The sequence below is a fragment of the Actinoplanes sp. NPDC021490 genome (assembly GCF_055562135.1).
In genome coordinates, this window is sequence record NZ_JBVHFW010000003.1 from 375,350 (window position 1) to 396,296 (window position 20,947).

At 69.3% G+C, this 20,947-nt stretch carries 15 protein-coding genes; 11 read left to right on the forward strand and 4 right to left on the reverse strand.

The annotated features are described in order from the left end of the window. Positions 1-21: 21 nt before the first annotated feature. From ACZ3I4_RS10095 to ACZ3I4_RS10125, 7 genes are read left to right on the forward strand one after another with little or no spacing between them, the layout of a single operon-like run. Positions 22-1,515 carry a Dyp-type peroxidase gene (locus ACZ3I4_RS10095; protein ID WP_465381536.1) on the forward strand — a complete coding sequence of 498 codons (1,494 nt, stop codon included), beginning with the start codon at positions 22-24 and terminating at the stop codon, positions 1,513-1,515. A gap of 7 nt (positions 1,516-1,522) precedes the next feature. Next, positions 1,523-2,122, forward strand: a complete 600-nt coding sequence (locus tag ACZ3I4_RS10100) for a hypothetical protein (protein WP_465381537.1) — start codon at positions 1,523-1,525, stop codon at positions 2,120-2,122. Beyond that, the gene (locus tag ACZ3I4_RS10105) at positions 2,119-2,718 is read left to right on the forward strand and encodes a hypothetical protein (RefSeq protein WP_465381538.1); all 600 of its coding nucleotides are present in this window, start codon (positions 2,119-2,121) and stop codon (positions 2,716-2,718) included. The genes ACZ3I4_RS10100 and ACZ3I4_RS10105 overlap by 4 nt, the downstream gene beginning before the upstream one ends. Before the next feature lie 19 nt (positions 2,719-2,737). Next, a complete protein-coding gene (locus ACZ3I4_RS10110; RefSeq protein WP_465381539.1) occupies positions 2,738-3,337 on the forward strand; it encodes a hypothetical protein in 600 nt (199 codons plus the stop codon). A 13-nt stretch (positions 3,338-3,350) separates the two neighbouring features. Further along, complete coding sequence (locus ACZ3I4_RS10115; protein ID WP_465381540.1) at positions 3,351-3,950, forward strand: hypothetical protein; 600 nt, start codon at positions 3,351-3,353, stop codon at positions 3,948-3,950. A 14-nt stretch (positions 3,951-3,964) separates the two neighbouring features. Further along, the gene (locus ACZ3I4_RS10120; protein WP_465381541.1) at positions 3,965-4,585 is read left to right on the forward strand and encodes a hypothetical protein; all 621 of its coding nucleotides are present in this window, start codon (positions 3,965-3,967) and stop codon (positions 4,583-4,585) included. Next, positions 4,570-5,154 carry a hypothetical protein gene (locus tag ACZ3I4_RS10125; RefSeq protein WP_465381542.1) on the forward strand — a complete coding sequence of 195 codons (585 nt, stop codon included), beginning with the start codon at positions 4,570-4,572 and terminating at the stop codon, positions 5,152-5,154. Before ACZ3I4_RS10120 ends, ACZ3I4_RS10125 begins: the two co-directional genes overlap by 16 nt. Positions 5,155-5,157: 3 nt before the next feature. On the opposite strand, the gene ACZ3I4_RS10130 is transcribed toward ACZ3I4_RS10125, so the two are convergent. Beyond that, the gene (locus ACZ3I4_RS10130; protein ID WP_465381839.1) at positions 5,158-6,366 is read right to left on the reverse strand and encodes a cellulose-binding domain-containing protein; all 1,209 of its coding nucleotides are present in this window, start codon (positions 6,364-6,366) and stop codon (positions 5,158-5,160) included. A gap of 729 nt (positions 6,367-7,095) precedes the next feature. Further along, entirely contained in the window at positions 7,096-7,707 is a 612-nt protein-coding gene (locus ACZ3I4_RS10135; protein WP_465381543.1) for a hypothetical protein, read from the reverse strand. A gap of 122 nt (positions 7,708-7,829) precedes the next feature. On the opposite strand from ACZ3I4_RS10135, the gene ACZ3I4_RS10140 reads away from it, so the two are divergent. After that, positions 7,830-11,798 carry a tetratricopeptide repeat protein gene (locus tag ACZ3I4_RS10140; protein WP_465381544.1) on the forward strand — a complete coding sequence of 1,323 codons (3,969 nt, stop codon included), beginning with the start codon at positions 7,830-7,832 and terminating at the stop codon, positions 11,796-11,798. Here ACZ3I4_RS10140 and ACZ3I4_RS10145 read toward each other — a convergent pair. Further along, the gene (locus tag ACZ3I4_RS10145; protein WP_465381545.1) at positions 11,795-13,195 is read right to left on the reverse strand and encodes a Dyp-type peroxidase; all 1,401 of its coding nucleotides are present in this window, start codon (positions 13,193-13,195) and stop codon (positions 11,795-11,797) included. The genes ACZ3I4_RS10140 and ACZ3I4_RS10145 overlap by 4 nt on opposite strands. Positions 13,196-13,249: 54 nt before the next feature. Then, positions 13,250-15,271 carry an asparagine synthase (glutamine-hydrolyzing) gene (gene asnB, locus ACZ3I4_RS10150; RefSeq protein WP_465381546.1) on the reverse strand — a complete coding sequence of 674 codons (2,022 nt, stop codon included), beginning with the start codon at positions 15,269-15,271 and terminating at the stop codon, positions 13,250-13,252. A gap of 134 nt (positions 15,272-15,405) precedes the next feature. On the opposite strand from asnB, the gene ACZ3I4_RS10155 reads away from it, so the two are divergent. The 3 genes from ACZ3I4_RS10155 (at position 15,406) to ACZ3I4_RS10165 (ending at position 20,885) form a co-directional block, all read left to right on the forward strand. After that, the gene (locus ACZ3I4_RS10155; RefSeq protein WP_465381840.1) at positions 15,406-16,098 is read left to right on the forward strand and encodes a response regulator transcription factor; all 693 of its coding nucleotides are present in this window, start codon (positions 15,406-15,408) and stop codon (positions 16,096-16,098) included. Then, on the forward strand, positions 16,095-17,846 hold the full coding sequence (locus ACZ3I4_RS10160; RefSeq protein WP_465381547.1) for a sensor histidine kinase: 1,752 nt from the start codon (positions 16,095-16,097) through the stop codon (positions 17,844-17,846). The genes ACZ3I4_RS10155 and ACZ3I4_RS10160 overlap by 4 nt, the downstream gene beginning before the upstream one ends. A 240-nt stretch (positions 17,847-18,086) precedes the next feature. After that, positions 18,087-20,885 carry a PQQ-dependent sugar dehydrogenase gene (locus tag ACZ3I4_RS10165; protein WP_465381548.1) on the forward strand — a complete coding sequence of 933 codons (2,799 nt, stop codon included), beginning with the start codon at positions 18,087-18,089 and terminating at the stop codon, positions 20,883-20,885. Positions 20,886-20,947 lie beyond the last annotated feature (62 nt).

Below are 20,947 nucleotides of genomic sequence, written 5' to 3' on the forward strand. Positions count from 1 at the left end.
TACGTCCGCTATGGAGACTTTATGTCCGACCGGCACGATCTCGAGGCCTTGCTCGCGGATCCGCGGCAGATTCAGGGCAACATCCTGCAACCCTTCGAGGGTCGTCACCAGGCGTTCCTGTTCCTGTCGTTCAGCAGCAACCGGACGGGGGCCCGGGCCTGGCTCGGCGCCGCGGCCTGCCGGGTCGACTGCACGGCCGACGTTCTCGAGGCCCGCGACGGCACCCACATCCCGGCCGGCCGGTCGCTGATGAGCCTGAGCCTGACGGCCACCGGGCTGACCATGCTGCATCCCGAGGTGGCGACCGACCTGGTGCCCTTCGAAGCGTTCTGGAAAGGCCCGCTGGGCAACCGCCTCGACGAGAAGGGCCAGATCACCAGCACACCGGCGTTACTGGGCGACATCGGCGACAGCGACCCCACGACGTGGGTGGTCGGCGGGGTCCGGCGAGCGCCGGTCGACGCGATGCTGACTCTGGCCGCCGACGATCAAGAGACACTGCGCTCCCGCGTACGGGAGGAGCAGGCTCTTGCGGTCGAGGCGGGGCTGGTCGTGATGCCGATCTCCACCGGCAGCGAGGACGGCCCCCGCGAGCAGTACGGCAGCGTCGTCCGCAACGGCGACGACAAACCGATCGAGCACTTCGGGTTCGTCGAGGGCATCTCCAACCCCGGCATACGCGGCGTACCCGACGCCGCGACCGGAACCCCCGCCGTCGCCGCCGGCGAATTCGTGCTCGGCCTGACCGGGGAACGCCGGCCGCTGACCCTCGGGCACCGCCCCGCACCGGCAACCTGGATGCGTGGCGGCTCCTTTCACGTGTTCCGCCGGCTACGCCAGGACGTGGCCGGCTGGTGGGACAAGATGGAGAAGCTGAGCGACGACAACACCTCCCCCGAGGAGCTCGCCGCCCGTGCCGTGGGCCGCCGCCTCGACGGCACCCCACTGGCCACCCCCGGCTCCGGCTCCGGCTCCGGCTCCGGCTCCGGCTCCGGCTCCGGCGACAACGACTTCAGCTACGCCGACGACCCGCACGGCCGGAAAACCCCTCTGTACGCCCACATCCGCAAAATGAACCCGCGCCACGACGAGATGTTCCGCGAACGCAGCCACAAGCTGTTGCGCCGGGGCATCCCGTACGGGCCTGCGATGGACCGCCGTGTGCCCGACACCATCGAGCGGGGCATGTTGTTCAACGCCTATATGGCCAGCATCGAGGACCAGTTCGAGTTCCTGCAACGCTGCTGGGCCAACGATCCCGAGTTCCCGTCGCGCACGATCGCCAAGTTCGACCTCGAACCGGGCGCCGCCGAAGGCCGCGTCGACGGCATGGACCCGGTCATCGGCTACAGCGCCGAGGCCGCCCACCGCCGCCACGGCGACAACGTCAAAGGCGTACCACCACTGGCCTTCGGCGGTTTCGTCACCACCACCGGCTCGGTCTACGCCTTCGCCCCTTCCCGCGCGGCCCTGCACCTGCTGGCCACCGATCAACCACTCGACCCCACGAGGTGAAACAACCATGGGCCAACCAACCAGCGACGCCGTTTTCGAACTGCACGGAGCATGCCGGCACTCGTTGCGTTTCTCCTTCGCCGGTCCGGTCGACTATCCATACGCACCGGCAAAGGTGACCGACGACAACCCGCCGCCGGCCCTTTTCCGCCGCATGCAGGTCGCCTCGCCCCCGCCCCGCCGTCAGGGTTCGCCGTGGCCGGCCGGACTGACCCTCGACGACCAACCTTTCAACCCGTACGGCCCCCTCGACCGGCTCGCCGACGTCGAACACCCTTCCGGCGCCACCAACCTCGACGAACCCGCGCCGGACACCGTCATTCTCGACTGGACGTTCGAGATCCCCCGCGACCGGCACACCGTCTCCATGCCCGGCGACGATGCCGGTCGTTACCTGCTCTCGATCCCCTACTGGAGCCCGGTCGCCGAACAGCCCGTCGACTACTTCGCCACCCACCGCGTCGACTGGACCGAGCCACCCTCGGACAAGTGGGTCGCGGTCAGCTTCGACGGTTTCTTCCCCAAAGAACGCGACAGCGCCGACCTCTTGATCCCCCTCGGCGCCTGCGACCAGCTCTGCCCCAACCACGATGAGGAGATGTCATGAGCGTTATTACCAGTGACGCCGGTTTTGAACTGCACGGCGCTTGCGTGCACTCGGTGCGTTTCTCCTTTGCCGCACCTGTGGACTATCCGTACGCGCCGGCGAAGGTGGCCGACGAGAACCCCGCCCCCTCGCTCTTCCGCAGGATGCAAGCAGCCTCGCCGCCGCCCAACCGCCAAGGCATTCCGTGGCAGACCGGGCTCACGCTCGACAGCCGTCCCTTCGACCCGAACGGCCCCGTCGACCGCCTGTCCGAGGTCAACCACCCTGAAGGTGCCGTCAACCTCGACCCTCCCGCAGCCGACACCGTTGTCCTCGACTGGATGTTCGAAGTCCCCCGCGAGCGACACACCGTCACCATTCCCGGCGACGACAAGGGCAAGTTCCTGCTCTCGATCCCCTACTGGAACCCGGCCGACGCCACCGACGGAGAGGTCACCAAAACCGTCGACTACTACGCCACCCACCGCGTCGAATGGACCAAACAACCCCGAGCCGACTGGGTCGCCGTCAGCTTCGACGGCTTCTTCCCCAAAGAACGCGACAGCGCCGACATCCTGATCCCCCTCGGCGCCTGCGACCAACTCTGCCCTTCCTGAAAAAACGAGGAGAACCTTTGTGACTGTCTGGACCAGTGACGCCGGTTTCGAACTGCACGGAGCCTGCGCCCACTCGTTGCGTTTCTCCTTCGCCGCGCCCGCGGACTATCCGTACGCACCGGCGAAGGTGGCCGAGGAGAACCCGGCTCCGGCCCTCTTCCGCCGGATGCAGGCCGCCTCGCCGCCGCCCAACCGCAGCGGTGCCCCGTGGCAGAACGGCCTGACCCTCGACGGCGCACCGTTCGACCCCGCCGGCCCGATCGACCGGCTCGCCGAGGTCGAACACCCATCCGGCGCCACCAACCTCGACCAGCCCATGCCCGAAACAGTCGTACTCGACTGGATGTTCGAAGTTCCCCGCGAACAACACACCGTCACCACGCCGGGTGACGACGAAGGCAGGTTCCTGCTGTCGATTCCCTACTGGAATCCCGCCACGGAAGCTGGCAGATCGATCACGAAGGACGTCGACTACTACGCCACTCACCGCGTGGAGTGGTCCAAAACGCCGGAAGCCGACTGGGTCGCCGTCAGCTTCGACAACTTCTTCCCCAAGGAACGCGACAGCGCCGACATCCTGATCCCCCTCGGTGCCTGCGACCAACTCTGCCCCAGCTAATCGAGGAGCTGTTATGAGCGTCTGGACCAGTGACGCCGGATTCGAGTTGCACGGCGCTTGCGTGCACTCGCTGCGTTTCTCGTTCGCCGCACCCGCAAATTACCCGTACGCGCCGGCCAAGCTGGCCGACGACAACCCGGCCCCGGTGCTCTTCCGGCGTCTGCAGGCCGCATCGCCGCCACCCGGCCGTGCGGGCATGCCGTGGCCGACCGGGCTCACCCTGGACGGCCGGCCCTTCGACCCCGCCGGCGCCCTCGACCGGCTCGCCGAGGTCGAACACCCGTCCGGCGCCACCAACCTCGACCCGCCCACGCCCGAAACAGTCGTACTCGACTGGATGTTCGAAGTTCCCCGTGAACAGCACACCGTCACCACGCCGGGCGATGACGAGGGCAAGTTCCTGCTCTCGATCCCGTACTGGAACCCGGCTTCCGAGTTCGGGCAGTCACTCACGAAGGAAGTCGACTACTACGCCACCCACCGCGTCGAATGGACCAAACAACCCGAAGCCGACTGGGTCGCCGTCAGCTTCGACGGTTTCTTCCCGAAGGAACGCGACAGCGCCGACATCCTGATTCCGCTCGGCGCCTGCGACCAACTCTGCCCGAACTGAACGAGGAGCGCCTTGTGACTGTCTTCTCCAGCGACGCGGGTTTCGAAGTCCACGGCGTCTGCGCTCATTCCCTGCGTTTCTCGTTCGCCGCACCTGTGGACTATCCCTACGCACCCGCAAAAGTGGCCGAAGAGAATCCGGCCCCGGTCCTTTTCCGCCGGATACAGGTCGCCTCGCCGCCGCCCAGCCGAAACGGCGCCCCATGGCAGACGGGACTCACCCTCGACGGTCGGCCCTTCGACCCCGTCGGCCACCTCGACCACCTGGCCGACGTCAAGCATCCCGAAGGCGCCACCAACCTCGATCAGCCGACCCCCGAGACGGTCGTGCTCGACTGGATGTTCGAAGTTCCCCGCGAGCAACACACCGTCACCACGCCGGGCAATGACAAGGGCCGTTTGCTGCTGTCGATCCCCTACTGGAACCCGGCCGACACCACCGACGGAGACGTCACCAAGACCGTCGACTACTACGCCACCCACCGCGTCGAATGGACCAGACCGCCCGCGGACGACTGGGTGGCCGTCAGCTTCGACGGGTTCTTCCCCAAAGAACGCGACAGCGCCGACATCCTCATCCCCCTCGGCGCCTGCGACCAACTCTGCGAAGGAGACAGCACGTGGGACAACCGCTGAGCGACGCCGTCTTCGAACTGCACGGGGCGTGTGAGCACTCCCTGCGGTTCTCGTTTGCCGCGCCCGTCGACTACCCGTACTCGCCGGCCCGGATCGCCGGCGACGACCCGCCGCCGGCCCTGTTCCGGCGGATGCAAGCCGCGTCACCGCCACCGCACCGCCAGGGTGCGCCCTGGCCGAACGGGCTCACCCTCGATGGTCAGCCCTTCGACCCGGACGGCTCCCGGGACCGGCTGGCCGAGGTGCAGCATCCGGAAGGCGCCCGGAACCTCGACCAGCCCACGCCCGGCACGGTCGTGCTCGACTGGACGTTCGACGTGCCCCGCCGGCAACACACGGTCACCATGCCCGGTGAGGACGAGGGCAAGTTCCTGCTCTCGATCCCCTATTGGAGCCCGGCCGCCGAACGGTCCGTCGACTACTTCGCCACTCACCGCGTCGAGTGGGCGAAGCGGCCGTCCGACGACTGGGTGGCCGTCAGCTTCGACGGGTTCTTCCCCAAGGAGCGGGACAGCGCCGACGTGCTCATCCCGCTCGGTGACTGCGACGACTTCTGCCCGGCCTCCTAAGGTTCAGCAGCCGTTGCGCTGGGAGCTCACGGCGACGTCGTCGTACCAGAGGGTGTCGGCGCCTTCGCCGTAGCTCTCCCAGCCCAGCCGCAGATCAGTCAGCGCGGGCCGCCACGTGCGGTTGAGCCACTGGCCGTCGACGTCGTGCGTCGGGACGCCGTCGTTGAGCAGCCCGGGCACCGAGGTGTTGTTCAGCCAGGTCTCCATGGTGCCGTTGCTGCCGTTGACCTTGAACTCGACACAGTTCCACGTGCCGGTGGGCAGCGGCGTGGAGAGGGCGACACCGGCCGGGCTCTGCTCGGGCAGGGTGGCGTCGTCGGAGGCGCGGTTGAACTGCAGTGCCCCGTTCTGACCACCGAAGCGCAGGTCACGGTTGCCGTCGGCCGAGTCGCGCATGGCCACCGTGGTGATGTGCGACGCGGGCAGCGCGGTGGTGTGCCGCACCCAGTAGCGGACGTACCAGACCGGCCCGGCCGTGCCGAGAATCTGCGTGTTCCCGGCGAAGACGTGGTTGCAGTAGCCCGCGGCCCCGTTGATCCGCAAAGACACAGATCCACTGCGGGCCACCGTACGGTCAATGACCGCGGTCCCCGCACCCGAGCAGTCCGGGGTCGAGATCGCCCAGTTGCCGCCCGGGACGGCGCCGGTCTGGTTCTCGAACCCGTCACAGATCGCCGTCGGCACGCACCCCGGGCTCGGCGTGGTCGGAGTAGGCGTGGGAGTAGTCGGCGCCGGAGTCGTCGGCGTAGGAGTGGTCGGCGTAGGAGTGGTCGGGGTCGGGGTTGTGGGCGTGGGGGTGGTCGGCGTGGGCGTGGGCGTCACCGAGCCGCTGCACGAGACCCCGTTGAAGGTGAACTCAGCCGGCTTGGCGTTCGTCCCCGAATACGTCCCCTGGAATCCGAACCGCGCCGAGGCTCCGGTGGCGAGTGCCCCGTTCCAGCCCACACTGGCCGCCGTGACGGCGCTTCCGGTCTGGGTCACGGTGGCGTTCCAGCCGTTGGTGATCCGCTGATCCCCGCCGAACGTCCATCCCAGAGTCCACGACGTGACCGCCGCTCCCCCGTTGGTCACCTGCACTTCGGCCGTGAACCCGTTCGACCACTGGTTGGCCGTCCACTCCACGGTGCACGCGGCCGCCGCCGACGCGGGTGGCGCCGCAGCCACCGCCAAACCGGCCGCGACCAGCGCCGCAGCCCCCGCTACCGCCCACATCCGATGCCGCACAGCCGCCTCCTACAGTCTTGGGAGCGCTCCCATATATCGATGACTGTAGTTACGACCACGTTAAAAGTGAAGTCACATCGGTCAGCGCGAGTCACAGGCGCTGACTCGGATGATCAGGTCGGCGCAGTCCTGTTCCAGCGGGCAGAACACGCCGGAGAGGCCACCCACCCCATCAGCCGCGGGCATCCTGGCCCAGTTCACCCGCCGAAGCGGATCAGGACCGGGCCATGGTCAACGCCGAGCACCGCGGGAACACGGAGGAGTCAGGCCGGCCCCCATAACCAGGCAGCGCAGAGGGAGCGCGGCGGGGCCTTGACCCACCCTCCCAGGATCGGCACAGAAGAGCCTTCCGCTGAAGCAGGGAACAATTCTACTCCACTCCGGACATACTGGTATTTCCGGGATTACCAAGGCAGCACGAAGATGAGCGAGTTGCCGTCTCCTTCGACGACTTCTTCCTGAAAGAGCGCGACAGCGCCGACCGCCCATCCCGCTCGGCGCCGGCGACGAACTCTGCCCCCGCCAGGAACAGGAGACAGACATGGGTCAAGGGACCAGCGACGCATTCTTCGAGCTGCACGGGGCCTGCAAGCATTCCCTGCGCTTCTCATTCGCCGGCCCCGCTCGATTATCCATATGCACCGGCCAAGCTGGCCGTCGACGTCGCGCGTCGCAGCCCAAGTCGATGATCGTGGCTCCAAGCGGCGGGAAGTTCAGTCAGGCCGGGCAGTGTGAGTCGCAAGCGCCGACCGGGATGATCAAATCCGCGCTGTCCCGGTCGGGAGGCCAGAAGGCGTCGAAAGAGACCGCCACCCATCGGCCCTCCGGCACCTGGGTCCAATCCATCCGGTACTCGCCGTAGTAGCGGACGGCTTTCTCCGCACTCGTCTGACCGTCCGGGATCGGGCTCCAGTAGTCGATCGAAACCAGGTAGCGGCCCCGATCCGCCCCCGGGAACGACACCGCCTTGGGCGCCTCGAGCCTCTCCACCCGGATCCATTCGTCGAGCACCACAGTTTCGTGGTCCGCTACGTCGAGCCCGGCAATTCCCGTCTCGCACTCGACGGCGGCCAGCCGATCGGCGCCGGAGATCGCGTCCGGCCGGAACGGCTCGCCCGCAAGCGTCATACCGGTATACCAGGGTTCACCGTCGCGGCGCGGCGGCGGCGAAGCGGCCTGGATGCGCCGGAACAGCGCCGGCGGCAGATCCCGCTCGTCCGGCAGGGCCGGCGCGTGCGGATATTCGAGTGGAGCTCCGAAAGAGAAACGCAGAGAGTGAACGCAAGCGCCGATCAGTTCGAACGCGGCGTCGCTTGTGGGCCGACTCATGTCCCCATCCCCATTGGCGGCAGACGTTCTGAGAGTGACGATTGATCCCCGACAGTAGAATCCGAAGGGTGGGCCCACAAGGCGTGACCGAGAAGCAGGCGGTTACCCCCTCGTCGCACAAAGTGAGCGAACTAGCTGCGACCTGGCGTTCCTACCTGCCCGAACACGTTCTCAGACTTTTGCTGACAACCGACAATGTCAGCAACCCGCCAGTTACGCAGCGTGTCGAAGCGGTCGTTCTCTATGCCGACGTCGTCGGCTTCACCGCGCTGACGGAGAGCTTCGCCGGATCCGGCAGCTACGGCACCGAGCAGTTGACGCGCATCATCAACCGGTGGTTCGAAGTGACCGCCGATGCCATCGTGGGGGCCGGCGGCAGTGTCGTCGACTTTGCCGGTGACGCCCTGGTCGGCATGTTCGACTACACGCCCGCGACGGTCGGCGCGGTGGCCCGGCGGGCCGTCCGCTGCGCCGAGCAGATCCGGGAGGCGACCGCGTCGGTCATCCCGGTCTCCACTCCGGACGGCACCCGTTCGCTGACAATCCGGATCGGCCTGGCGGCCGGTCCCCTGTTGCTGATGCTGCTGGGTGACCCGGAGACCCGGCTGCAGCACCTGATCGCCGGCCCGGCGCTCGACGAGGCGATCGACGCGCTCCACCGGGCCGACCGCGGAGAGATAGTGGTCCAGTCGGCGCTGAAGGAGGCCGCGGGTCCGCTCGCGACGGTCGACCCTCCCTACACGGCCGCGGCGCCTCCGACAGCCGAGCTGGAGCGGCTGCTGGAACCGTTCCTGCACCCCGCGATCCGCACCAGGCTGCGCTCCGGGCGGCACGAGCTGGTCAACGAGCATCGCAAGGTCACTACGGCTTTCGTCCGGCTGCCCGACCTGTCCGTCGACGACCCCGCGACCGTGGACGGGCTCCAGCGTTACCTGGCCGCTGGTGTGGCCATCATCGACCGCTACGGCGGGCACCTGCGGCACCTGATGGCCGATGACAAGGGCACGGTGCTGGTCGCGGTCTTCGGCACCCCGGTCAGCCATGAGGACGACGAGGAGCGCGCACTGCGCTGTTGCCTCGAGCTTCTGGCGCTTCCGGGCGGCGCCGGCCGGGGCGGAGTGACGACGGGACCGGTCTTCTGCGGCGAGGTCGGTTCGGACGTCCGCCGGGAATACGCGGTCGTCGGTGACGCGGTGAACCTGGCCGCGCGCCTCATGGAGGCGGCGCCATCCGGCCAGCTCCTGGTCGACCGGTCCACCTTTGATCGGGTACGGGACATTGTCGTCGCCGAAGGCCCGAGAGTGCTCACCGCCAAAGGCAAGACCGAGCCGGTCTCGGCGTGGGCGGTCGTCGCGGTGCACGAGGTCGCCGCGGCGAGCATTCTCCCTTCTCCTTCGCCCGGCGAGCTGGTCGGCCGCACAGCCGAGACGGCTCAGTTCAAGCAGATCGTCCGCGAGGTTCGCTCGGGCCACGGCCGAGTCGTCTGGCTGCACGGCGAGGCCGGAATCGGTAAGTCGCGGCTGGCTGCCGAGGCCTGTCGCATCACCGGGACGCTGGGCTTCACCGGCTACGGCGACAGCTGTCGCTCGCAGGGCACCAACTCCAGCTATCTGGTGTGGCGCTCGATCTGGCGGGAGTTGCTCGAGATCGATCCGTCGTGGCCCGTCGACGAGCAGCGGGCCGTACTGACCGAGCGGGTCGCCCGCTACGACGGCACCGGCGAACGGGCGCCGCTGGTGGCCGCCGTCATCGACGTGCCGATGCCCGAGACCGGCCTCACCGCTCAGCTCGACCAGGCCGGTCGTGACGTGCTGCTGCGCTCGATCCTGCTGGCCTGCCTGCGGGAGCGGGCCGCGGCCGCGCCATTGGTTCTGCTGCTCGAGGACTGCCACTGGATCGATCCAGCGTCGCTGAGCCTGCTCGACCTGATCGCCGGGCATCTCGGGGACATGCCGGTGCTGCTACTGGCCACCTCACGTGAACTGACCCCCGGCACACTCTCGGGGGCCGAGCACGTCATCGAGGTGCCGCTGACCCAGATGACCACCGCGGACGCCCGCCGGCTGGCCCGGCTGCGCCTGCGGGAGCGATACGGTCCGACCGTCACGATCGCCTCGAGGCTGGTCGAGCAGATCGACGAGCAGGCCGGCGGGAACGCGTTCTACATCGAGGAACTGGTCGCATATCTGCACGGCAACCGGTTCGACACCGCGAGCCCGGCCGGACTGGCCGCCCTGCAGCTGCCCGATAGCCTTCAGCGTCTCGTGATGGCCCGCATCGACCAACTCACCGATGACGAGAAGGCCGCCATCAAGGTGGCGAGCGTGATCGGCCGCCGCTTCCAGCCGCCGTGGATCGCCTCGGTCTATCCCAAGGCCGGATCGCCGGCCGAGGTGGCCGAGCATCTCATCCGTCTGCACACGCTGGCGCTCACCCCACGGGTCGCGCTGCTACCGGAGCCGGAGTACGAGTTCAAGCACCCGATTACTCAGGAGACGGCGTACCAGAGCATCGCGTACGACACTCGAGCCACCTTGCACGAGCGGGCCGGGCTGTTCATCGAGGAAACGTTCGCCGATCGCCTCACTCAGTACGTCGATCTGCTCGCCCACCACTACGCGCGCACCGAACGCGTCGACAAGCAGCTGATCTGGTTCCGGGCCGCGGGCGACCGGGCCAAGGCGATTTTCGCGAACGAAGCCGCAACCCAGTACTACGGGCGTCTGCTCCCACTACTGCCGCAGGACGAGCAGGCCGCCCTGCACATCGAGATCGGCGCGGTGCACCACCACATCGGGCAGTGGGCCGAGGCCGAGAGGCACTACCGCCTGGCCATGCGGGCCGCGGAGGCCACCGGACGCCGAGACATCGTCGCCGCCGGTCAGCGACAACTCGGTGACCTGCTCATGTATACGCACTCGTACGCCGAGTCGGTGAGCTGGCTGGAACGCGCCCTGGCCGAGTTCGAGCGCCTCGGTGACCGGCCGGGCCTCTCCCGCACGATGGAACGAATGTCGTTCGCGCTGTTCCTTCAGGGGTCGTACGGCGAGGCGCTCGCCTTGGCCCGCCGTCACCTCGGCATGGGGGCCGAGACGAGCGACCTGCCCGCGATGAGCGGCGCCCTCAACCACATCGGCCTGTGCCTGTTCATGACCGGGCGGTCCCAGGAGGCGCTCGACAACCTGCGCCGCGCGGTCGACACCGCGGAGCAGGCCGGCTACCGGCCCGGGATGCTGCACGGCGCCAACAACCTGGGCTGGGCGTTCTCGGGCATCCCCGACCACGTCCAGGCGATCGCTTCGTACCGGCGCGCTCTCGACGTGGCCCAGGACATCGGCGCCCGGCACACCGCCAACGTCACTGTGGGCAACATGGGCGAGGTCTACCGCAAGGAGGGGGACTTCACCAGGGCGCGTGCCTGCGCCCTTCACTGCCTGCGGGTGGCGGTCGAGCTGCGGGACTGGACGACCGGCGCCGACCAGGTGGCCAATCTGGGCGCGATCGCGGCCGCCGAGGGGCGCACCGACGAGGCGCGGCACCTCTTCGAGCAGGCGATCCGGCTGGCCCGCGAGCTCGACGCGCCCGCCTTCCTCTGCGATTGGCTGAACCGGCTGGCCCGGCTGCACCTGAGCACCGGCAGCGTCGCCACGGCCGAACGCCTCAACTCCGAGGCGCTGCGTGTCGCCGAGGAACACGGCGAGCGCGACATCCAAGTCAGCGCCTACATCGTGGCCGTCCGGCTGCGGATCGACCGTGGCGAAGCGGACCCGGCCAGTGCCGCGGAGTCGCTACGGAAGGCGGCCGTGCGATGGACCGAGCCGCGGGAGGTTGCCGCGCTGCTGGACGCGGCCTGGCAGGCCGACCCGACCGACGACGACTCCCGCACCACGGCGGCCGGCATCTACGAGAAGCTGTATGCGCGAGCAGCGAGCCTCGAATACCGGCACGCCTATCGGCGGCTCACGGGCGTGCGTCTCCCGCCGGGACCGCCCTTGCCCGCCCTTCCCCAGTGGATAGTCGCGGACAGCGGCCCGGGCCTGCCGGCGCTGCTCGAGCGCATCGAACAGGCACGACGTCAGAACAAAGGCTAGTCGAGCGGTTCCTCGCCGGCCAGCCTGTGCAAGCTGGACACCGACGGGGCGAAGGCATAGACCGCGCCGGTCGTGGTGACGAAGCCGCCGAACGCGGACGGTTTGATCTGCTTGAAGACTTCTTCGGGCAGGCGCCTCTCGGCCGATTCCCGGCTGTCACCGAGCACCGGGTCGAGGCCGTCCACCTCTTCGACGGTGACCCGGCCGTATTTGGCCAGCGTCGTCGACGGGAAGCCCGGGTCGTTGGCCCAGCGGCGCTGGATGAACTCGAACTGGTCTTCGATGCTTGTCAGGTACGAGTTGAAGACTATGCCCCGCTCGGCGTCGTCGGGGGTCTCGCGGTGGAAGCGGGGACCGTAGGTCATGCCGCGGCGCAGCATCTTGTGGCCGCGGTCGCGGAAGACGGTGTCCTCGCGTGGGTTGACCTTGCGGATGTGGGCGAACAGCGGGGTCCGTTCGCCGTCGCGGTCCTCGTCGTAGGTGAAGGCGTTCTCGTTCTCGCGGCTCGCGCCCGGCTTGGCCAGCGGGGTGCCGTCGAGGTGGCGGCCGAGGGCTTGGGCCGCGGCCAGCTCGGGGGTGGTCTGCTGGTCGCGGGCCAGCTCGGTCATGCGCTCCCAGAAGGCCTTCGGATTCTGGCGCAGGCGCCGGAAGACCTGGAACGAACCGCCGTGCATCCACCGCGCCGGGACGGGCCGGGGCGCCCACGACTGCGGGCGACGCTCGCCGGGGTAGCCGAGGACGAACTCGCCGGCGGCGATCTCGGGCGAGCCGGGGCGGGCCTCGGCGTCCGGGAAGCCTTTCACGCCGGGCTGCGAGATGCCGTCGGTGAAGCCGAAGTGCTCGATGCGGCGCCCGCCGGGACCGTCGCGCAGCACCTCGCAGTGCTGGACGTACAGGATTTCGAGACCCGCGGCGGCGGTCCTCTCGTGCGCGACCGCCTGATCGAGGGAATCCTGGTCGCCGGCGGCGATCGTGAGCAGCGCGTCGACCGGCCGGCCGAGCCCGCCGACCACCCATTCCGCCGGGTCGCTGGGCCCGACGTCGCCGAGCAGGGCGGGGGCGGTGGTGAGCCGGTTGTTGTCGTCGAAGCGGGCGCCCAGCGGCCCCTGCCAGAACGCGCCGTAGGCGGCCAGTGGCCCGGCCGTCTCGGGGTGCAGCAGCACGAAACCGGTCGCGGTGAGGCCGACGTTGAGCAGGGTCTGGCCGGGCGCCAGCCGGGAATCGCCCCGGGGCGGCACGGCCTCGGTGGCGGTCACCCGGGACGCCGCCCCGGCCAGCCAGCGGCGCGCCGCGGACCGGTTGTTGCGGAACGACAAGGCCACGAAGGCCTGATGCGTGCCGCCGAACGGACGCACGATGTTGCCCTGGATGTGCTGCACGGCGAGCTCGGAAGGCATGGCTCGGGGCACCCTTCGGTCGGGATCAAGCCCGACCGATGGTAGCCACGAAACCTACTGGCCAGTCATAACTGTCGCCCATCGGTCGTTCGGCACCGAAGAGGACGTGGCCGAGGAAGAGGTGGCCGAGGAGGACGGGAACGACGAGGACGGGAACGACGAAGGCGGGAGGGCCGAAGTGGACCGGGCGGTGAAGGCCGGCTCCGGCCGGATCGTGCCGTCGACGAAGATGGCCCACCACAGGCAGAACATGGCCACCGCCCAGATCTTGCGGGAGTGGTCGGCCGTGCCCGCGCGGTGTTCGGTGAGCAACCGGAGCGCGTAGTCCACATCGATCAGGTGGCGGGGCGCCGAGCCGGCGATCAGGCCGCCCACCCAGTCGCCGATGCCGCCCTTGAGCCACAGCCGGGTCGGGGTGGGGAAGCCGAGCTTGCGGCGTTCGCGCACCGACTCGGGGACGATGCCGCGCATGGCCTCGCGCAGCGCGTGCTTGGTGGTGTTGCGGTTGTGCGCGGGCAGCTTGAGCTCGGTCGGCAGGCCGGCCGCGGCGGCGTAGACGGCCTGGTCGAGGAACGGCACGCGCAGCTCCAGCGAGTGCGCCATCGACATCCGGTCGGCCTTGGCCAGGATGTCCCCGGGCAGCCAGGTGTGCAGGTCCACGTACTGCATGGAGGCGACCGCGTCGACGTCGGCGGTCTCGGCGTACAGGTGGGAAGTGATCGCCGTGTGGGGTTCGGCCGTGAAACGCAGCAGCTCGGCCTTCTCGTCGGGGCTGAAGATGCGGGCGTTGCCGTAGTAGCGCTCCTCGATCGGGGTGGTGCCGCGTTCGAGGAAGCTGCGGCCGCGCACCCCCTCGGGGATGGCGTGGGCCAGGCCGCGCAGGCCGCGCTTCATCCCGGCCGGGAGCCGTTCGATGCCGGCCAGCGACGCCGGCTCGCGATAGATCGTGTAGCCGCCGAACAGCTCGTCGGAGCCCTCGCCGGACAGCACCACGGTGACGTAGCGCGACGCGGTCTGGGCCAGGAAGTACAGCGGGATCAGCGAGGGGTCGGCCACCGGGTCGTCGAGCAGGTGCACGATCCGGGGAAGCTCGCGGATCACGTCGTCCTCGGTGACCACGGTCGGGGTGATCCGTACGCCGAGTTGCCTGGCTGTGTCCTCGGCGATCTCGATCTCGGAGTAGCCGTCGTGGGCGAACCCGGCCGTGAACACGTGCAGGTCGGGCTTGTGCTCGCGGGCCAGCGCGACGATCGCCGACGAGTCGACGCCGCTGGACAGGAACGCCCCGACCGGCACCTCGGCGTGCAGGTGCTTGCGGACGCTGTCCCGCAGCGCGTCCCGGATGCCCTCGTACGCGTCCTCGGGTTTGCGGGTCAGCGGCCGCAACGAGGGCCGGAAGTATCGGGAGAGCCGCACCCCGCCGCCCGGCGTCCAGGTCAGGTGGTGACCGGGCGGGAGCCGGCGGATCTGGCGGTGCAGGGTCTGCGGGTCGGGCACGAACTGGAAGGTGAAGTAGTGGGCGAGCGCGTCGGTGTCGAGCGACGCGGCCGGGTCGCCGGCGAACGGCAGCAGGGCCTTGCGCTCGCTGGCCAGGAACAGCCCGTCCACGGTTTCGAGCAGGTAGAGCGGCTTGATGCCGAACTGGTCGCGGGCGGCGTGCAGGGTCCCGGTCCAGTGGTCGTACGCGGCGAAGGCGAACATGCCGCGCAGCCGGGGCAGGGCCGCCGGGCCCCAGAAGTGGAAGGCCGCGGCCAGCACCTCGCTGTCACCCTCGGTAGCGAACGTGGCGCCGTAGTCGCGGATCAGCTCGGCCCGCAACTCCCGGTAGTTGTAGATCTCGCCGTTGAAGACGACGGTCCAGCGGTCCTTGTAATGCACCGGCTGCGCGGCCTCGGCCCGGTCGATGATCGCGAGCCGCTTGAAGCCGAAGGCGGCCCCGTCGGCGAATTCCACCCGGGTGTCGTCCGGGCCGCGGTGGTGCATCGTCTCGAGCGCGGCGGCGAAGGCCGCCTGGGACGCCGGGTCCGGCGCTCCGGCGGCCGGCCGGCTGCTCACGAAGACGTTCAACCCACACATGTCGGCTCCTCCCACTGGCTTGGCGGAGGAAGCGTGCGGGGCAACCTGTGAAGAACTTGTGGCCGCACGGCAATTGGCCGGGATCTTCACCGGAATCCAACATTTCTTGGCCGGGGTGGCATGGAGAAGCCAGAATCGCCAGCGTGACCGCACGTATCCTGGTGGCCGACGACGACCCGAAGCACGCCCAGCTCATCCGGCTCTACCTGGAGCGCGAGGGCCACCAGGTGATCACCGTGGGTGATGGCCGGTCGGCTCTCGACGTGGCTCGGGCCCGCAAGCCCGATCTGGTCGTGCTGGACGTGATGATGCCGCTGGTCGACGGGCTGGACGTGTGCCGGATCCTGCGGGCCGAGTCGAACATCGCGATCCTGATGGTCACCGCCCGCTCGTCGGAGAACGACATGCTGCTGGGGCTGGACATCGGGGCCGACGACTACATGCCCAAGCCGGTGAGCCCGCGGGAGCTGACGGCCCGGGTGCGGGCGCTGCTGCGGCGGACGGGCGCGGCCGACGGTCCGTCGTCGGTGATCCGGGTGGGCCAGCTCGAGGTGGACGCGGGCCGGTTCGAGGTTCGCGTACGCGGCGTCACCGTCACCCTGACCGCCAAGGAGTTCGGCATCCTCGAGCTGCTGGCGCGCGAGCCGGGCCGGGTGTTCACCCGCGCGCAGATCATCGACAAGACGTTCGGCTTCGAGCACGACGTCTCGGCCCGTACGGTCGACGCGCACATCGTGAACCTGCGCCGCAAGGTCGAGGAGGACCCGGCCGAGCCCCGCTACGTGCAGACCGTCTACGGCCGGGGCTATCGGATGGCCGAGCATTGAGTTTCCGGATCCGCATCTTCGCACTGGTCATGCTGGTGGCGGTGACCGCGATCGGCGCCACCGCGATCCTCACCCTGCAGCTGACCCGGCGCGAGGTGTCGCAGGCGGTCGAGTCGCAGAACCGGTACCGGGCGGAGATCGTCGACACGATCCAGCGGTACGGGCGCACGCGCGGCCAGTGGCCCGGTCTCGACCGCCTGGTCACCGACCTGTCCGACCGGACCGGCCTGCACCTGCGCGTGCAGACCCGCGACGAGGGCGTGGTGCTGGTCGACTCGGACATCGAGGCCAAGCGGGCGTCCGGGCCGGTGCAACCGATCGCGTACGACATCGACGCGTACCCGCCGTTGACGGTGCCGACGGCCGTGACCCAGCGGCCGCAGGCCACCGAGACGTACCGGAAGATCGATCTGGTGCCGCGGGACATCTTCGGCCCGGCCCCGGCCGATCCTCTCTACGGCAGCACGCCGGCGCTCGTGCTGCGGCAAGCGGCCCAGTTCCGGGCCGGTATCGTGCTCGTGCGCTGCCTGAACGAGACGCTGGGCGAGGAGCCCGCGCTGGCCTCGGACGTCGCGCCGTACGTCAGCAGCGCGCAGCTCAAGCTGTCGCCCGCCTGCACCCGCAGCGCCCTCACCAAGGTGCTCCGGGACAAGGGCTGGATCACCAACTTCTGGGAGTACTACGGCCAGTGCGCCGGCCTCCGGAGAGAACTGCCGGTCGCGACGAGTGTCAAGCAGACGTCGTTCTGCCTGGCCCAGGCCTACTCCGACACCGTGGTGACCAGCTCGGCCGTCCCGCTCGAGCTCTATCTGGGCGGCCGGGGCGAGGTCGGCATCAAGGACTTCGGCCGGCGCGGTCTGGCCGGCGCGGCCGGGCTGATCCTGGTCGCGCTGATCGGCACGTTCCTGATCGCCCGGCAGGTCAGCAGCCCGGTGCGGCGGCTCACCGGCGCCTCCCAGATGCTCGCGGCCGGTCAGCTCGACGCCCGGGTGCGGATCCAGGGGCGGGGTGAGCTGGCCCGGCTGGGCACCTCGTTCAACTCGATGGCCGAGGCGGTGCAGCAGAGCGAGGAGCGGCAGCGCCGGCTCATCGCGGACGTCGCGCACGAGATGCGTACGCCGTTGTCGAACCTGCGCGGCTATCTCGAGGGCCTGTCGGACGGGGTGATCGAGCCGAGCCGGGAGCTGTTCGTGTCGCTGCACGAGGAGACCATGCTGCAGGGCCGCATCCTGGACGACCTGCAGGTGCTGGCCCTGGCCGAGGCGGGCGACCTGGGGTACACGCGGATGCCGATCGAACTGGCCGACCTGGCCTCGGGCACGGTGACGGCGCACCGGGCGGTGGCCGCCGAGGCGGGGGTGGCGCTGACCGTGGACGCCTCGGCGCCGGTCTGGGCCGAGGCCGACCAGGACCGGATCCGGCAGGTGCTCGGCAACCTGCTGACCAATGCGATCCGCTACACCGACCGGGACGGCCAGGTTCTCGTACGCGTGCGGGCCGAGAACGGCGAGGCGGTGGTCACGGTGCAGGACACCGGTGTCGGCATCGCGGCTAGCGACCTGCCGCACGTGTTCGACCGTTTCTGGCGCGCCGACCCGGCCCGGCAGCGCGCCACCGGCGGCACCGGCCTGGGACTGACGATCGCCCACCGCATCGTGACCGACCACGGTGGCCGCATCGTCGTCGAGAGCCGCCAGCACGTCGGCACGACCTTCACCGTGCGGCTACCGCTCACCGAGCCCGCTTAAATCAAGTTGTGAAGCAGTGAGGAAGAGCCGGGGGCTGCTTTCGACTAATACTGCAAAAGTTATGCCGGTCGATCCGAAAGTCTGGACAGGACCGTCGCGAAGTTCCTAACGTGAGCCCCACTACAGGAATGTTTCCGGCGCGTATCAGATCCCCGCTGATGCCGGAGGCACCCACCTGGCCATCCCCAGTCAGGAAGGGACCACGTGAAAAGACGAACCCGCTCACATCGATTAGTAACGATGGGTACGGCATCGCTCCTGCTCTCCTCCGTCCTCACCGTCGCGGCGAGCCCGGCCACCGCGGTGATCAATCCGGCCGACTTCCAGCAGGTCACGCTGGCCAAGGGCGTCGCCGAGACCGGCGAGCCGATGAGCCTCGCGGTGCTCCCCGACCGCTCGGTGCTGCACACGGCGCGTAACGGAACCCTCCGGCGTACGGACGCGGCCGGCAACACCGCCGTGATCGCGACCCTGCCCGTCTACACCCACGACGAGGAGGGTCTGCAGGGCGTGGCGGTCGACCCCGGCTTCGCCACCAACCGGCACATCTACCTGTTCTACGCGCCCCCGCTGAACACGCCCGCGGGCGATGCCCCGGCCACCGGAACCGCCGCGACCTGGGCCACCTGGCAGGGCGTCAACCGGCTGTCCCGGTTCACGCTGAACGCCGACTTCACCGTCAACACGGCCAGCCAGGTCAATGTGCTCGACGTGGCGACCGACCGGGGCATGTGCTGCCACGTCGGCGGCGACATGGACTGGGACGCGGCCGGCAACCTCTACATCTCGACCGGCGACGACTCCAACCCGTTCGACTCGGCCGGCTACTCGCCGATCGACGAGCGCACCAACCGCAACCCGGTCTACGACGCGCAGCGCAGCGCGGCCAACACCAACGACCTGCGCGGCAAGATCCTGCGAATCAAGCCCAACGCGGACGGCTCGTACGCGATCCCCTCGGGCAACCTGTTCGCGCCGGGCACGGCCAATACCCGGCCCGAGATCTACGCGATGGGGTTCCGCAACCCGTTCCGGATCAGCGTCGACAAGGCCACCGGCGCGGTCTACGTCGGTGACTACGGTCCCGACGCGGGCACGTCGTCGGCCACCCGCGGCCCGTCCGGGCAGGTCGAGTTCAACCGGGTCACCGCGCCCGGCAACTACGGCTGGCCGTACTGCACCGGCACGAACACCAGCGCCGAGACGTACAACGAATGGGACTTCGCGGCCGGCACCGGCGGAGCCAAGTACAACTGCACCGGCGGACCGGCCAACAACTCGTTCCGCAACACCGGTCAGGCCACGCTGCCCGCCGCCAAACCGGCCTGGATCCGGTACGCCGGTGACGCCGGCTCGCCGCCCGAGTTCGGCGGCGGCTCCGAGTCGCCGATGGGCGGCCCGGTCTACCGGTACAGCGCGAGCAACCCGTCCACCACCAAGTTCCCGCAGGTCTTCGACGGGCAGTTCTTCGCCGCCGAGTTCGGCCGGGGCTGGATCAAGCCGATCGTGGTCAACGCCAACGGCACGCCGGGGACGATCGACACCTTCCCGTGGAACGGCAAGCAGGTGATGGACTCCGCGTTCGGCCCGGACGGCGCGCTCTATGTCCTCGACTACGGCACCGGCTACTTCAACGGCGACGCCAACTCGGCGCTCTACCGCTACGACTACGTGGCCGGCGGCAACCGGGCGCCGACCGCGGTGGCCGCGGCCAGTCCGACCTCCGGGGCCGCCCCGCTGACCGTCACGTTCTCGTCGACCGGCAGCAGCGACCCCGAGGGCGGGGCGCTCACCTACTCGTGGGCGTTCGGCGACGGCACCACGTCGACGGCGGCCAACCCGGCCAAGACGTACGCCACCAACGGCACCTACACCGCGACGCTGACCGTGCGGGACCCGCAGGGCGCGACCGGCACGTCGAGCGTGAGCATCAGCGTGGGCAACACCGCGCCCACGGTCACCATCAACTCCCCCGCCGCGGGCCAGCTGGTGTCGTTCGGCGACAGCGTCCCGTGGAGCGTCACCGTCACCGACCCCGAGGACGGGACGATCGACTGCACCAAGGTGACGATGGCCTACGTGCTCGGGCACGACCAGCACGCGCACCAGATCACGTCGCAGACCGGCTGTTCCGGCACGATCACCATCCCCACCGACGGGGAGCACGACGACGCCGCGAACATCTTCCCGATCTTCGACGCGTCCTACACCGACAAGGGCGGGCTGACCACGCACGCCCAGAACATCCTGGCCCCCCGCAAGCGGCAGGCCGAGCACTACAAGACCTCGTCGGGCGTGGCCAAGATGAGTAAGACGTCGGCCGAGGGCGGTCAGACCGTCGGCGACATCAACAACGGCGACTGGATCGAGTTCGACCCGTACAAGCTGAACAACGCCACGTCGTTCACGGCCCGGGTCTCCTCGGCCGGCATCGGCGGCACGTTCCAGGTGCGTACGGGATCACCGACCGGAACGGTCATCGGCTCGGCCGCGGTGGCCCCGACCGGCTCCTGGGACACGTTCGTCAACGTCACCGGCGCGATCGCAGGGGCGCCGGCCGGCACCACGTCGCTCTACCTGACCTTCGCGGGCGGCACGACCGGGGCGCTGTTCGATGTGGACAGCTTCTCGTTCACCACCGGCACGGCGGCGAGCCTGCTCTCGCTCAACAAGCCGGCCACCGCCTCCAGCAGCGAGAGCGCCACCTATCCGGCCTCGGCCGCGGTGGACGCGTCGGCCACCACCCGCTGGTCGAGCGCGTTCAGCGACCCGCAGTGGATCCAGGTCGACCTGGGCGCGACCCGCACCGTCTCCCGCGTACGGCTGCAATGGGAGTCGGCCTACGGATCGGCGTACGGGATCCAGACCTCCACCGACGGAACCACCTGGACCACCGCCCGGTCGGTGACCGGGGGCAACGGCGGCGAGGACGACAACACCGGGCTGAGCGCGCAGGCCCGTTACGTCCGCATCAACGGCACGGCCCGGGCCACCGCCTGGGGCTACTCCCTCTTCAACTTCGAGGTGTACGGCAGCTGATCCTTCCCCGTCGAGTGTGGGCGCCCGCTCCCCCAAGCGGGCGCCCACCTCCCCCGCAATTG

Coding starts and splice junctions, on each gene's coding strand:
- ACZ3I4_RS10095 (WP_465381536.1), top strand. CDS start 22: ATGTCCGACCGGCACGATCTCGAGGCCTTGCTCGCGGATCCGCGGCAG.
- ACZ3I4_RS10100 (WP_465381537.1), top strand. CDS start 1,523: ATGGGCCAACCAACCAGCGACGCCGTTTTCGAACTGCACGGAGCATGC.
- ACZ3I4_RS10105 (WP_465381538.1), top strand. CDS start 2,119: ATGAGCGTTATTACCAGTGACGCCGGTTTTGAACTGCACGGCGCTTGC.
- ACZ3I4_RS10115 (WP_465381540.1), top strand. CDS start 3,351: ATGAGCGTCTGGACCAGTGACGCCGGATTCGAGTTGCACGGCGCTTGC.
- ACZ3I4_RS10130 (WP_465381839.1), bottom strand. CDS start 6,366: ATGTGGGCGGTAGCGGGGGCTGCGGCGCTGGTCGCGGCCGGTTTGGCG.
- ACZ3I4_RS10135 (WP_465381543.1), bottom strand. CDS start 7,707: ATGAGTCGGCCCACAAGCGACGCCGCGTTCGAACTGATCGGCGCTTGC.
- ACZ3I4_RS10145 (WP_465381545.1), bottom strand. CDS start 13,195: ATGCCTTCCGAGCTCGCCGTGCAGCACATCCAGGGCAACATCGTGCGT.
- asnB (WP_465381546.1), bottom strand. CDS start 15,271: ATGTGTGGGTTGAACGTCTTCGTGAGCAGCCGGCCGGCCGCCGGAGCG.
- ACZ3I4_RS10165 (WP_465381548.1), top strand. CDS start 18,087: ATGGGTACGGCATCGCTCCTGCTCTCCTCCGTCCTCACCGTCGCGGCG.